The sequence below is a fragment of the Pseudomonas sp. NPDC089392 genome (assembly GCF_044749595.1).
Taxonomy (GTDB): domain Bacteria; phylum Pseudomonadota; class Gammaproteobacteria; order Pseudomonadales; family Pseudomonadaceae; genus Aquipseudomonas.
Genome location: NZ_JBIVIF010000001.1, coordinates 103,444 through 117,581 on the forward strand (window position 1 = coordinate 103,444; position 14,138 = coordinate 117,581).

Below are 14,138 nucleotides of genomic sequence, written 5' to 3' on the forward strand. Positions count from 1 at the left end.
GGGGTTTTTTTCCCTCACATTTGTAACATAAATGTTACGGGGCCATCATTGACCAGGTGCACCTGCATGTCCGCGCCGAACTGCCCACTCGCCACATCGGCGTGCTGGCTCTTTGCTTGCTGCAAAAGATAGTCGAACAATTCGGCACCAAGGGCCGGCGGCGCTGCCGTCGAGAAGCTCGGGCGCATGCCGTTGCGGGTATCCGCCGCCAAGGTGAACTGCGACACCAGCAGCAACCCGCCCCCAACATCCTTGAGCGACAGGTTCATCTTGCCCTGCTCATCGCTGAACACACGGTAGTTCAACAGTTTGTGCAACAACTTATCGGCCTGTTCGCGGGAATCTTCAGGCTCGACCGCCACCAGCACCAGCAAACCCTGGTCGATGGCGCCAACCACCTCCCCTGCCACCTCTACCCGCGCACCGCGCACACGCTGCAGCAGGCCCCTCATGCTTCTTCCAGGGGCAGGTCGAGCAGGCGCCGGGCCATCTGGTCGGCGGCGCGCACCAGGGCATCGGTAATACCCGGCTCGGAGGCTGCGTGGCCGGCGTCGCGAATCACCTTCAGTTCGCTGTTCGGCCAGGCCTGGTGCAACGCCCAGGCGTTCTCCAGCGGGCAAATCACGTCGTAGCGCCCGTGCACGATCACCGCTGGCAGGTGGGCGATTTTCGGCAGGTCGCGGATCAGCTGGTTTGGCTCGAGGAAGGCGTTGTTCATGAAGTAGTGGCATTCGATGCGGGCAATCGACAGCGCCCGCTGCGGCTCGGAGAAGCGGTCGACCACCAGCGGGTTGGGGCGCAGGGTTGCCGTGCGTCCCTCCCAGGTAGACCAGGCCTTGGCAGCGTGCATCTGGGCAATCTGGTCGTTGCCGGTCAGGCGCTTGTGGAAGGCTTTGACCAGGTCGCCGCGCTCTTCCGGCGGAATCGGGGCGATGTAGTCCTGCCAGTAGTCCGGGAACAGGCGGCTGGCACCCTCCTGATAGAACCATTGGATTTCCTGGGGGCGGCACAGGAAGATGCCGCGCAGGATCAGGCCATGCACCCGCTCCGGGTGGGTCTGGGCGTAGGCCAGGGCCAGGGTGGAGCCCCACGAGCCACCGAACAGCACCCATTTGTCGATACCCAGGTGCTCGCGGATGCGCTCCAGGTCCTCGACCAGGTGCCAGGTCGTGTTGTTCTCCAGGCTTGCGTGCGGCGTGGAGCGGCCGCAGCCGCGCTGGTCGAAGGTGATGATGCGATACAGGGTAGGGTCGAAGTAGCAACGGCTCTGGGCGTCGCAACCGGCGCCGGGGCCACCGTGGATGAACACCACCGGCAGACCTTCTGGCGAGCCGCTCTCGTCGACATACAGCACATGCGGCGCTTCCACGGCCAGATCGTGCCGGGCGTAGGGTTTGATCTGCGGGTAGAGGGTCTGCATTGCGCACTCCATGTGAGGATTATTCGGCCGTGGGCCATCATAAACCTGAATTGCGCCAAGAGCATGTGTCTGTGGCGAGATCATGTTATGTGCTTGCGCAGCACGCGGGTAAATAGCATCGGAGCTTCCCGAAAAGCGAGGCACCGCATGATCGACTCATCTGCTGCTACAACCCCCAACCCTTCCCGGCCACTGGCCCTGGTCGCCAGCAAGCTGCCTGCCTGGGTTGCCGGAACCCGGCCTGACGAACACTGGCACATGCGCGAGGCCGCAGCCAAACCGGAAAAATGGTTTGCAGCGGCGTGCCAGGCACACCCCGCCATCGCCCGCCAACTGATTGAAGAGTACGGCACACAACGCAAGGCAGAAGCCGAAGTACGCACGCTGCTGGCGGCACTGCCGGCGCTGAAGCCCTTCGCCAGCACGTTGCTCGGCGCAGAAGTCCGCAAGCGCTTCGAACTGGACCTGGATGTAACCGCCACTTACCTGCTGAATGCAAGCAAGGCGGCGGCCTACAAGGGCTCAATGAGTGGCGACCCGTTCGTTACCAGCGATCGCGCCGTGAAAAGGGCCACGCAGTCGTTGCTGGACTGCGCCCTGCAGAACTTCGAAGCCGCCGAAGCTCAACCTGGGGGACTGGAAGCAGGCGGCAACCCATCGCTGATCCTCGACAGCAACAAGGTCAGCATTGTCGGCTCACCGGCCAGGCAGATAGCCATCGTGCCCGAAGCGTTCGCGGCGATGGTGCGTGACCTGGATATCGGCGGCCAGTATCAGGCCCTGGTCGATGCGGCAATAGCTGGCGAGGCTGCCCAGGGCGCCTTGCGCCGCGCCGAGCAAGCCACCTTGAGCCTGCAGGTGCACCTGGCTTACCTTCGCGGCGCCATCGATGACGCCACGCATGAGGTGCTGACAAGGCTCGCCTCGCTTGGCCACGCCAACTATCAGGACCAGCCGGTGCTGTGCTCGCGCATTACCCTGCTGCACGCCACCCTTACCGGCGCCGTGGCCTTTGGCATTGCCGCCGCGGGCCCCACCGCCTCCGGAAAGTTTCCGCCACTGACCTTTCCTTATGGTGGTTGGGTGGTGCTCTACCTGCCCGGCACACCTGCACCGCTGACCGTGCACACTTCCCGACAGCAGGCCGAAGCGTTCCTGCTTGAACAGTTGCCTGCGTTTCGCAGCGCCGAGGCCTTGCAGTTGATACCCGAACGAGACAAGTCGGTATTCCTGAGCAAACTCCAGGACACGCTCGAACCGTATACCTGGAACCCGGCGAAGGGTTACCAGGAACGCATAAAGGACCCAAACGCCTGGGTTTCCCTTCATCTACAACCGTTTGCCCAGCCGCTGCTGGATGCACTGGCCAGCCAACGGCAGCAGCGCCTGAAAGACGATGCCGCCTTCCACGCCGTGTCGACTGCAGCGGAAGACGAAAAAACGGCAGCCAAGCGCTGGGCCTACTTTGAATCACTGGCCCTCAACGCACTGAACATCGGCGCCTTCTTCATCCCCGGACTGGCCCCGTTGATGCTGGGCCTGACCGTGCTGCAACTCGGCCACGAGGTTTTCGAAGGGCTTGCCGACTGGGCCGACGGCGAGCGCGAGCAAGCATTCGGTTACCTGATGGATGTGGTCGAGAACCTGGCCTTGATCGGCGCACTCGGGGCCACAACGGGTGCAGGAGCAAAACCTGCAATCGACAAAATTCCTGTGGAGACCCCTTCCTTCATTGAAGAACTCAAGCCCGTGGAAAGCCCCAGTGGCGACGTCCGCCTCTGGCGCCGCGACCTACGCCCCTTCGCTCATGACATCGTGCTGCCTGCCGGCCTGAAGCCTGATCGGTTTGGCTTGTACCATCACCAAGGCAAAACCTGGCTGCCGATTGAAGAAAGCACCTACGCCGTCAGCAGCACGAACGCTGAACACCGGCTGATACACCCTGCCCGCCCCCACGGCTACCAACCGAAGCTGCATCATAATGGTGCAGATACCTGGCTGCATGAGCTTGACGAGCCGCAAGAATGGGGCGGCATGCAGCTGTTCCGCCGGCTAGGCCATCTGGCCCGGGGATTCGACGCTCAGAGCGCAAGCCAGATACTGCGCGTCAGCTGTACGGACGAAAACGTCCTACGCAGAATCCTTAGCGAAAACCAACGGCTGCCAGCGTTGCTTGAGGACACCCTGCAACGCTTTGCACTGGATCGGCAGGTCGCCCAAGCACTGCCGGAAGCCGGGATCTCGGCGCGCAACGCCGAGTTCGAGAAGCGCTATCGCCAACTGGCAACATCCGATGCAGGCATTATCCAACGGGTTTATCCGAGCCTGCCCACGGCCATCGCCCACGAACTCCTGCGCAATGCCACGGCCTCCGAACAGCTGAGCCTGGCGGGCGGTAAAGTGCCGCTGCGCATTGCCGAGGAAATCCGCCATTACCAGCAGCAGGTTCGCCTGGCCCGCGCCTACGAAGGGTTGTACCTGGGCAGCGTGCGTAGCTGGGACACTGACCGTTTGATCGCACATTCGCTTGAGCAGTTGCCTGGCTGGCCAACCGATACCAGGCTTGAACTACACCAGCACAGCTACTGGCCCAGCCAACACCACAGCATAGGGTCCGTGCGGGCTCGCACTATCAAGGCCATCAGCAGTACCGAGGAAGGCTACATCGTCCACCTCGCAACCCAGGCAGAAGCCACCGCCAAGGTACATCCAAACCTTTATGCGGCCCTGTGCGAAGCACTGCCTGAAGCGATGGCGAGCCTGGGGGCCGGAGATGAAGCCGGACTGCGCCAGCAGGTGCAGAACGCACCTTTGCTACCGCGCAATGCCCTCAGGCAAGTGCTCGGCATGCTAACCGTACGCCCCGGTTTCCACTCGCCCATGCGCCTGGCCGATGGCCGCTTGGGCTACCCGCTGAGTGGCGGCCATTCGGCAGCATCGGGCGACGTTTCCCGCCAGGCATTGCTGGATGCCGCCACCGCCACCGGCCTGACCGAGCACACACGACAGACAGCGGAGCAAGTGCTGAGGATCGTTTCCTCGGGCCGCACCAGGCAACAGGCGCTTGAACACCTGCTGTTGTTAGGTGAGCAACGCAACACCTTGCTGGACAGGCTGAACGACTGGAGCGAAGCCATTTCACCGGCGACGGATCAGGCAGCTAGCGATTACCACGCCCTGCGCGAAGCCATCCTGCAACACTGGTACGACAGCGCCTTGGAGCAGGGCCTGGGACATGCGGCCGAGCTGCGCATACAGCGCGTGCCGCTGGCGGATGTCCCGCTGATCCTGCCCGACTTCTTCAGCGCACGTGTACACAGCCTGAGCCTGCTCGATTTGCCTTCGGGCGCGCTCGCCGGCTGGGCGCAACACGAACGCCTGCTGCAACGCCTGCTCAGGCAGATGCCGCATATCCGGTCGCTGGAGATCAGCAGGCCATATGACCCCAGGGCAACGCCCTCCACCTTCCTGTTCAGCATCCTGACCATCACCGAGAGCTTGCCCGCGCTGAACCGATTGATACTGACCAACCAGAACATTGCGCTTTCCGAGGGTGACCTGAACCTGCTGGCCGGCCTTGGCCAGCTAAGGCACCTGGATCTCAGTGGCAACCGCCTGGCACAGAACAACAGCCCAAGCTTCCATGAGCTTGCCCTGGACTACCTGGGCCTGGACCAGATGCAGCTGAGCCAATGGCCGATAGGCATTGGTAGCGATGCCTTGGGGCGCATCGGCCACCTGTCCCTGCGTAACAACAATTTGAGGTCGTTGCCCGCGTTCCTGCTCAACGAGGCGGAAACGCTGCCCGGCCCGCCCGTCATCTCGCTGCAGGGCAACGCTATCAACGAAAGCCACCTGCAGCGCCTGCTGCTGAACGAGCGGGCTGAGACTGCCAGCATCAGCGTGGATCAGTCCCCGGAACTGAGCGGCCGGCTTGCACGCATGCGCAACGAACGCCAGCAGATGCGCGACGCGATTGACGGCTGGGCGCAGGCTTCAAGCTCAAGCAACCCGCTGACCCAGGGGGCTCTGGCAGACCGGCAGCGTATCGAAACGGCTATCAGCCGCTTCTGGGAACGACAGGAGCGCGGTCTGGAACATTTGTGGCTGCAACTTGAGGACGTGGCTATCGCGCACTTCCCCAGGCGCCTCCCTGCGTTTTTCGGTGAGCGGGTTCGCGCCATGACACTGACCCGCCTGAGCGGCAGCGCTGCCGAGCTGGACGCGTTACTGCGCCGCTTCCCCAACGTCACCCGGTTGACCATTGACGCGCACCAGGCAGCCACATCCTCGTTGGCATCTGCATTGGTACGCCTGCCCCAACTCACCCACCTGGAGTTTCGCAACATGGGCCTGGACGTCGACCAGGGCATGCTGGAAATATTCGCCAGGCTGGATCAGCTGACATCGCTGGACCTGTCAGGGAACCGTGTTGGCACTATCGCCCAAGCCCCCGCACGGTTGTCCGCCAACCTGCAATCTCTCGGGCTCACCAACATGAACCTGCACAGTTGGCCAAGCTGGTGCGACAGCCTGTTGCCGCTCGAGCTGCTCGACTTGAGCTCGAACAACCTCACCGAACTACCCGAGCACATCCTCTCCAACCTGAACAATCCGATGCCGATCTCGTCGATTTCCCTGTTCGACAACCCGTTGCCACTGGATACCATCCTGCGCGTTCGCACGTTTTCGGACAGCCAGCACAGTTATTCCTTTGCCCTGGATATCCCCGGCGACCTGATGTTTGTCGATTCGTCGAGCGAAGGTTCTCTCGATCACCCTCACTTCCCGCTGTTGGGTGACGACACGCCCAGGCTGGAAGACTGGCTGCTGGGCAGCGCGGCACAGAACGAGGCGCTGCAGGACTGCTGGGAACAGCTTGAGGGCAGCGACCTGCTGCGCCTGACCGGCCGCCTGCACAATGCCGCACCCTACGTTGACCCGAACACCCGCGCCGCTTTCTGCGAGCGAGTACGCATGATGCTGGTGGTAGCAGCCAGCAACGAAGCAGAACGCCCGATCATGGAGAGCATCGCAAGCGCCGCCTTGCCAGACCCGCAGACCGGCTCGCAGACCTGTCACGATGGTGCCCTGCAGGAGTTCAACAACATCGAGCTGTACCTGATGGGCCAGCGCTTGCTGGTAGAGGCTGGCGATACCCTGCAAACGCTGCGTCGGCGCCTGTTGCAGCTGTTCCGCATCGAACAGCTGGAGCTGTTGGCCAACCAGCGGTCCGGTTCGGGCGACCTGGTGTCGGTACGCCTGGCCTACCGCCGAGAGCTGGCCAGGGAGCTGGACCTGCCGATCGCCGACAGCATGCGTTTTCGAAGTGCTGCGAATCTGGCACGCGATGAGCTGTCCAGCGTGCTGGAGAAGGTCCGTACCAGCGAGCTTGGCAGTGCGCTCATCGACTATATGCTGGCAAACAACGACTGGACTGCACGCTTGCGCGCTGAATTTGCGGAGCGTTTCGCCGAGATAGAAACCCGTTTCCGCCTACGCGTACTCGAACTGGCCAATGCAGATTACCCGCTTCAGGAAGAACTGAGCCTGCAGCAGGATTTGCAGCGGGAAAAGGACCAGGAAGAACAAGAACTGCTGCGCGACTTGACCATTGCACAGGTCAACAGTAACTGAGTACCTGCAACCACCTGCGACGCGCATGATCGACACGCGCGTCCCCGGTTTCACAGGCGAAGCTCAGCGCCCGTATCGTTCCGCGCCCCACGCCAGGCAGGCTTGCAACAAGTGCTTGAGCACCTGTTGAGTTGGCTGTGCCAGCTCCTCGCGGTAAGCGAACGGCTCGCGCTCTTCCATGTAGGTGCTCTGCGCCAGCTCCAGTTGCACGGCATGGATATGGTTGGCCGGGTCGCCGTAATGGCGGGTGATATGCCCGCCCTTGAAGCGACCATTGAGCACATGGCTGTAGCCCTGCGCCTGGGCACACACACCTTGCAGGCGCTCGGCCAGTGCCGCATCGCAACTGGCACCATTGAAGGTACCCAGGTTGAAGTCCGGCAGCTTGCCGTCGAACAGGTGCGGGATCAGCGAACGGATCGAATGGGCATCCCACAGCAAGGCGTAGCCGAACTGTTCACGCAGGCGGTCCAGCTCGTTGCGGATGGTGTCGTGATAGGGGCGCCAGACCTGCTCCAGGTACTGCTTGCGTTGCTCGCTGGTCGGCTCCAGGCCCGCCTTGAACAGCGGCTCGCCCTCGAACAGCGTGGCCGGGTACAGCCCGGTGGTGGCCCCGGCGTACAGCGGCTTGTCGTCATCCGGGCGGTTCAGGTCGATGACGAAGCGCGAATACTCCGCCGCCACCACGCTGGCGCCCATGTCGCGGGCGAAGTCGTACAGCTGGGGAATATGCCAGTCGGTATCCGGCAGGCTGCGCGCCTGGTCGACCAGGCCGTCGCGCACGGCGTCGCTCAGGCGCAGGCCGGCATGCGGCATGCTGATCAGCAGCGGCAGGCGGCCCTGGTGAAAACTCAGTACCTTGTCCATCATGCCTCGCTCAATTGGAAATTTCATGGCCCTTGCGCACCACGCGCTTGGGCAGGTCGCCGCCCAGCCAGTAGGCCAGGTCGGCGGGGCGTTCGATTTGCCAGGCAACAAAGTCGGCGACCTTGCCGATTTCCAGCGAGCCATGGCTGTCGCCCAGGCCCAGTGCCGTGGCGGCATGCACCGTGACACCGGCCAGGGCTTCTTCCGGGGTCATGCGGAAGCAGGTGCAGCCCATGTTCAGCATCAGGCGCAGCGACAGCCCTGGCGAGGTGCCGGGGTTGAGGTCGCTGGCCAAGGCAATTTTCACGCCGTGGCGGCGCAATACGTCCATTGGCGGCAGCTGGGTTTCACGCAGGAAGTAGAACGCGCCCGGCAACAGCACGGCGACGGTGCCGGCTGCGGCCATGGCGATGGCGTCTTCTTCGGTCATGAACTCCAGGTGGTCGGCCGATAGCGCCTGGTAGCGCGCCGCCAGGCTGGAGCCGTGCAGCGACGACAGCTGTTCGGCGTGCAGCTTGACCGGCAGGCCCAACTCGCGCGCCTTGATGAACAGCCGCTCGACCTGGGCCGGGGAGAACGCCAGGTGTTCGCAGAAAGCATCCACGGCGTCCACCAGGCCTTCGGCGGCCAGGGCCGGCAGCATTTCGTCGCAGATGTGCGCGATGTAATCGTCGGCACGGCCAGCGTACTCCGGCGGCAAGGCATGCGCGGCCAGGCAGGTCGTGCGCACCGCCAGCGGCAGCTCGTCGGCCAGGCGCCGGGCCACGCGCAGCATCTTGCGCTCGTTGGCCAGGTCCAGGCCGTAGCCGGACTTGACTTCGAGGGTGGTCACGCCGTCGCGCATCAATGCCTGAACCCGCTGGCGAGCACTGGCGAACAGCTCGTCCTCGCTGGCCGCGCGGGTGGCCCGCACGGTGCTGGCGATGCCACCGCCCTGTGCGGCGATTTCGGCATAGCTCATGCCCTGCAGGCGCTGCTCGAACTCACCGCTGCGGTTGCCGCCGAACACCGCGTGGGTGTGGCAGTCGATCAGCCCCGGGGTAACCCAGGCGCCGTCCAGGTCCACCGTGCGCTCAGCATCGACCGGCGCCAGCTCGGCGCGTGGGCCGATCCACTCGATCAACCCGGCGCTGGTGACGATGGCCGCGTCTTCGATGGCCGAGTAGCGGCCCTCGGCCATGGTTGCCACATGGCAATGCTGCCAGACGGTTCTCATGCACAATCTCCTTTTACTAGCGGTGCAACTCGACAGGCTCTGCTACTGGCTGGCCCTGCCCTGCGCGCGGCTTGCACCACAGCAGATAGGACGCCACCAGGAACACCACCCAGATCACGCCGACGATCAATGCCGCCTGGGTATCCGGGAAGTAGCCGAGCACACCAAAGATGAACACCATGAACGCAATGGCCATGGCCGGGCCATACGGCCAGAACGGTACCGGGAACTGCAGCTTGGCCACTTCTTCACGGCTCATGCTGCGGCGCATGGCAACCTGGGTGAGCAGGATCATCAGCCAGACCCACACGGTAGCGAAGGTGGCGATCGAGGCAATCAGCAGGAACACGTTTTCCGGGATCAGGTAGTTGAGCAGCACGCCGACCAGCAGCGCGGCGCCCATCACCACGACGGTCATCCATGGCACACCGTGCTTCGACAGTTTGCTGAAACTGCGCGGGGCGTGGCCTTGATGGGCCAGGCCGTACATCATGCGGCCTGCGCCGAAGATGTCGCTGTTGATGGCGGAGATGGCGGCGGAAATCACCACCACGTTCAGCACGGCAGCGGCAGAGCCGATGCCCAGGTTGCTGAAGATCTGCACGAACGGGCTGCCCTGGCTACCGATTTGCGGCCATGGGTACAGGCACATCAGCACGAACAGGGTGAGTACGTAGAACAGCAGGATGCGCAGTGGCACGGCGTTGATCGCCTTGGGGATGACGCGCTGCGGGTCCTTGGCTTCACCGGCGGTGACACCGATGATCTCGATGCCGCCGAAGGCGAACATCACCACGGCAAACGACGCGATCAGGCCGCCCACGCCGTTAGGCATGAAGCCGCCGTGGTCGAACAGGTTGCTTACACCCATGGCATGCCCGGTGCCTACCTGGCTGAAGCCGAAGGCCATGATGCCGAGGCCGGCCAGGATCATCGCCACGATGGCGCCGACCTTGAGCAGCGACAGCCAGAATTCCATTTCGCCAAACACTTTGACATTGCACAGGTTGAGGCCGCCGATCAGGAACACGATGCCCAGCACCCAGATCCAGCGGGCCACTTCCGGGAACCAGAAGCCCATGTAGATACCGAAGGCAGTGACGTCGGCGATGGCAACGATGACCATCTCGAAGGCGTAGGTCCAGCCGAGGATGAAGCCGGCCATGGGGCCGAGGTAGGTGGTAGCGTAGTGGCCGAAGGAGCCGGCCACCGGGTTGTGCACGGCCATTTCACCGAGGGCGCGCATGACCATGAACACGGCGGCGCCGCCGATCAGGTAGGCCAGCAGCACGGCCGGGCCGGCCATCTGGATGGCGGAGGCGGAACCATAGAACAGCCCGGTGCCGATGGCGGAACCGAGGGCCATGAAGCGGATGTGGCGGGCATTTAGCCCGCGCTTTAGACCTTGAGCTTGTTGCATGTCACGTCCTTAAATTGTTTTTGTGGTCGTGAGATCGAAGGGGCTGCCTTGCAGCCAATTCGCGGGCAAGCCCGCTCCCACAGGTACCGCAAAGGTCTGAAACCTTTGGTACTCCTGTGGGAGCGGGCTTGTCCCGCGAATGGGCCGCACAGCGGCCCCTGGGGGCATTACAGGCTTGGCAGCACACCTGCCGGCAGCAGGCCGGTCAGGCTACCCTTGGCCAACAGTTCCACGGCCTTTTCGATGTCCGGCGCGAAGAAACGGTCACGGTCGTAGTGCGGCACTTCGCTGCGCAGCGCCTGGCGCGCCTGCTCCAGCTTGGCCGAAGTCTTCAGGCCTTTGCGCAGGTCCAGGCCCTGGCAGGCACCCAGCCATTCGATGGCCAGCACGCCGCGGGTGTTCTCGGCCATTTCCCACAGGCGCTTGCCGGCAGCCGGGGCCATCGACACGTGGTCTTCCTGGTTGGCCGAAGTAGGCAGGCTGTCGACGCTGTGCGGGTGCGACAGGGCCTTGTTTTCGCTGGCCAGGGCGGCAGCGGTAACCTGGGCGATCATGAAGCCGGAGTTGACCCCGCCGTTTTCCACCAGGAACGGCGGCAGCTGGGACATGTGCTTGTCCATCATCAGCGAGATGCGGCGCTCGCTGAGCGAGCCGATTTCGGCGATGGCCAGGGCAATGTTGTCGGCGGCCATGGCCACCGGTTCGGCGTGGAAGTTACCACCGGAGATGACGTCGCCTTCGGCAGCGAATACCAGCGGGTTGTCCGACACGGCGTTGGCTTCGATGCCCAGTACCTCGGCAGCCTGGCGCAGCTGGGTCAGGCAAGCGCCCATGACCTGTGGCTGGCAACGCAGCGAGTACGGGTCCTGGACCTTGTCGCAGTTCTTGTGCGACAGCGACACTTCGCTGGAGTCGCCCAGCAGGTCGCGGAAGCAGGCCGCGGTGTCGATCTGGCCGCGCTGGCCACGTACGGCATGCACGCGGGCATCGAACGGCGAGCGCGAGCCCAGCGCGGCTTCGACGGTCAGGCCACCACAGGCAATGGCGGCAGCGTAAAGGTCTTCGGCCTGGAACAGACCGCGCAGGGCGTAGGCCGTGGAAGCCTGGGTACCGTTGAGCAGGGCCAGGCCTTCTTTGGCAGCCAGGGTCAGTGGCTCGAGGCCGGCAATCGCCAGCGCTTCGGTGGCCGGCAGCCATTGGCCCTTGTAACGGGCCTTGCTTTCACCCAGCAGTACCAGCGACATGTGCGCCAGTGGCGCGAGGTCGCCCGATGCGCCGACCGAGCCCTTGAGCGGAATGTGCGGGTAAACCTCGGCGTTGACCAGGGCAGTCAGGGCATCGATCACTTTGCGGCGGATGCCGGAGAAGCCGCGGCTGAGGCTGTTGATCTTGAGCACCATGATCAGGCGCACCAGGTCGTCATCCAGCGGCGCGCCAACACCGGCGGCGTGGGAAAGCACCAGCGAGCGCTGCAGGTTTTCCAGGTCGTGGCTGGCAATGCGGGTCGAGGCCAGCAGACCGAAACCGGTGTTGATGCCGTAGGCGGTGCGATCTTCGGCCAGGATCTGCTCGACGCAGGCAACGCTGTCGTTGATCGGCTGGTCAGCGCTGGCATCCAGCTTCAGGCGCACGGGCGCGGCGTGGATCGCGCGCAGCTGGGCCAGGGTCAGGGTGCCGGGCTTGAGGGTGAGTTCGGTCACGTTACTACTCCAATCGCGTGGAGCCGCAGGCCCGTTGTGAGGTGCCTGCGCGCTCCTTCTTGTTGTTCAGTATCACCCCTTGCGGGGTGCGATCCAAAGCGTGGCGATCAGCCAGTGATCATTGGCAGGTCCAGGCCCTGCTCCTTGGCGCAGTCGATGGCGATGTCGTAACCGGCATCGGCGTGACGCATTACGCCAGTCCCTGGGTCGTTGGTCAGTACACGAGCGATACGCTCGGCGGCTTCATCGGTACCGTCGCAGACGATGACCATGCCCGAGTGCTGGGAGAAGCCCATGCCTACGCCACCACCGTGGTGCAGCGAAACCCAGGTGGCGCCGCCTGCGGTGTTCAGCAGGGCGTTGAGCAGCGGCCAGTCGGAGACTGCATCGGAACCATCGCGCATGGCTTCGGTTTCACGGTTAGGGCTGGACACCGAACCGGAGTCCAGGTGGTCACGGCCGATCACGACCGGTGCCGACAGCTCGCCGCTGCGGACCATTTCGTTGAACGCCAGGCCGAGCTTGGCGCGCAGGCCCAGGCCAACCCAGCAGATACGTGCTGGCAGGCCCTGGAAGCTGATGCGCTCGCGGGCCATGTCCAGCCAGCGGTGCAGGTGGGCATCGTCCGGGATCAGTTCCTTGACCTTGGCGTCGGTCTTGTAGATGTCTTCTGCATCACCGGACAGCGCCGCCCAGCGGAACGGGCCGATGCCGCGGCAGAACAGCGGGCGGATGTAGGCAGGGACGAAGCCTGGGAAGTCGAAGGCGTTGGTCACGCCCTCTTCCTTGGCCATCTGGCGGATGTTGTTGCCGTAGTCGAAAGTCGGGACGCCCTGCTTCTGGAAGTCGAGCATGGCTTGAACATGCACGGCCATCGACTGCTTGGCGGCCTTGACCACTGCGGCCGGCTCGGTCTGCGCGCGGTCGCGGTACTGTTCCCAGGTCCAGCCGGCGGGCAGGTAGCCGTTCAGTGGGTCGTGGGCGCTGGTCTGGTCGGTGACCATGTCCGGGCGCACGCCACGCTTGACCAGCTCTGGCAGGATTTCGGCGGCGTTGCCGTGCAGGGCGATGGAAATGGCCTTGCCTTCGGCGGTGTATTTGGCGATGCGCACCAGGGCGTCGTCGAGGTCAGTGGCCTGTTCGTCGACGTAGCGGGTTTCCAGGCGGAAGTCGATACGGCTTTGCTGGCATTCGATGTTCAGCGAGCAGGCGCCGGCCAGGGTTGCGGCCAGTGGCTGGGCGCCGCCCATGCCGCCCAGGCCAGCGGTGAGTACCCACTTGCCTTTCAGGCTGCCTCCGTAGTGCTGGCGACCGGCTTCGACGAAGGTTTCATAGGTGCCCTGGACGATGCCCTGGCTGCCGATGTAGATCCAGCTGCCGGCGGTCATCTGGCCGTACATGGCCAGGCCCTTGGCGTCCAGTTCGTTGAAGTGTTCCCAGTTGGCCCAGTGCGGTACCAGGTTGGAGTTGGCGATCAGTACGCGCGGGGCGTTGCTGTGGGTCTTGAACACGCCGACCGGCTTGCCCGACTGCACCAGCAGGGTTTCGTCGTCTTCCAGGCGGGTCAGGGTTTCGACGATCTTGTCGTAGCAGGCCCAGTTGCGTGCAGCGCGGCCGATACCGCCGTACACCACCAGTTCTTTCGGGTTTTCCGCGACCTGTGGATCGAGGTTGTTCATCAGCATGCGCAGTGGCGCTTCGGTCAGCCAGCTTTTGGCGGTCAGCTTGTTGCCACGTGGGGCACGGATTTCAACGTCACGGTATTTGTTGTTGTCGGTCACGGGAAAGGTCCTCTGCGGTCGTCCGCGGGCGGGTATGTCGTGGTCAATATACAAACACACCTTTACTTGTATGTACAAGCATGGACAACCAAAATAA

Annotated in this window: 8 protein-coding genes; 1 reads left to right on the plus strand and 7 read right to left on the minus strand. The window is 63.7% G+C overall.

Translation table 11 applies throughout. The features are described 5' to 3' along the window. Positions 1-14: 14 nt before the first annotated feature. Together dtd and pip are read right to left on the minus strand one after the other, a co-directional pair. The gene (gene dtd, locus ACIP1G_RS00435; RefSeq protein ID WP_400732531.1) at positions 15-452 is read right to left on the minus strand and encodes a D-aminoacyl-tRNA deacylase; all 438 of its coding nucleotides are present in this window, start codon (positions 450-452) and stop codon (positions 15-17) included. Then, positions 449-1,420, minus strand: a complete 972-nt coding sequence (gene pip, locus ACIP1G_RS00440) for a prolyl aminopeptidase (protein WP_400732532.1) — start codon at positions 1,418-1,420, stop codon at positions 449-451. Before pip ends, dtd begins: the two co-directional genes overlap by 4 nt. 147 nt (positions 1,421-1,567) lie before the next feature. On the opposite strand from pip, the gene ACIP1G_RS00445 reads away from it, so the two are divergent. Then, positions 1,568-7,057, plus strand: coding sequence for a dermonecrotic toxin domain-containing protein (locus ACIP1G_RS00445; protein WP_400732533.1), 5,490 nt, complete (start codon positions 1,568-1,570; stop codon positions 7,055-7,057). Between the two features lie 63 nt (positions 7,058-7,120). Here the strand turns inward: ACIP1G_RS00445 and hutG are convergent, their stop codons facing one another. From hutG to hutU, 5 genes are all read right to left on the minus strand, one after another. Next, positions 7,121-7,924 carry an N-formylglutamate deformylase gene (hutG, locus tag ACIP1G_RS00450; RefSeq protein WP_400733120.1) on the minus strand — a complete coding sequence of 268 codons (804 nt, stop codon included), beginning with the start codon at positions 7,922-7,924 and terminating at the stop codon, positions 7,121-7,123. Positions 7,925-7,934: 10 nt separating this feature from the next. After that, the gene (hutI, locus tag ACIP1G_RS00455) at positions 7,935-9,140 is read right to left on the minus strand and encodes an imidazolonepropionase (RefSeq protein WP_400732535.1); all 1,206 of its coding nucleotides are present in this window, start codon (positions 9,138-9,140) and stop codon (positions 7,935-7,937) included. 16 nt (positions 9,141-9,156) lie between these two features. Then, on the minus strand, positions 9,157-10,560 hold the full coding sequence (locus tag ACIP1G_RS00460; protein WP_400732537.1) for an amino acid permease: 1,404 nt from the start codon (positions 10,558-10,560) through the stop codon (positions 9,157-9,159). A gap of 167 nt (positions 10,561-10,727) precedes the next feature. Then, positions 10,728-12,260, minus strand: a complete 1,533-nt coding sequence (hutH, locus tag ACIP1G_RS00465) for a histidine ammonia-lyase (protein WP_400732538.1) — start codon at positions 12,258-12,260, stop codon at positions 10,728-10,730. Between the two features lie 107 nt (positions 12,261-12,367). Then, positions 12,368-14,041 (minus strand): urocanate hydratase, encoded by a 1,674-nt coding sequence (gene hutU, locus ACIP1G_RS00470; RefSeq protein ID WP_400732539.1) that lies wholly within the window; start codon positions 14,039-14,041, stop codon positions 12,368-12,370. Positions 14,042-14,138 lie beyond the last annotated feature (97 nt).

What these genes read in the sequence shown, in the direction of transcription:
- dtd (WP_400732531.1), bottom strand. Translation starts at nt 452, where the DNA reads ATGAGGGGCCTGCTGCAGCGTGTGCGCGGTGCGCGGGTAGAGGTGGCA.
- pip (WP_400732532.1), bottom strand. Translation starts at nt 1,420, where the DNA reads ATGCAGACCCTCTACCCGCAGATCAAACCCTACGCCCGGCACGATCTG.
- ACIP1G_RS00445 (WP_400732533.1), top strand. Translation starts at nt 1,568, where the DNA reads ATGATCGACTCATCTGCTGCTACAACCCCCAACCCTTCCCGGCCACTG.
- hutG (WP_400733120.1), bottom strand. Translation starts at nt 7,924, where the DNA reads ATGGACAAGGTACTGAGTTTTCACCAGGGCCGCCTGCCGCTGCTGATC.
- hutI (WP_400732535.1), bottom strand. Translation starts at nt 9,140, where the DNA reads ATGAGAACCGTCTGGCAGCATTGCCATGTGGCAACCATGGCCGAGGGC.
- ACIP1G_RS00460 (WP_400732537.1), bottom strand. Translation starts at nt 10,560, where the DNA reads ATGCAACAAGCTCAAGGTCTAAAGCGCGGGCTAAATGCCCGCCACATC.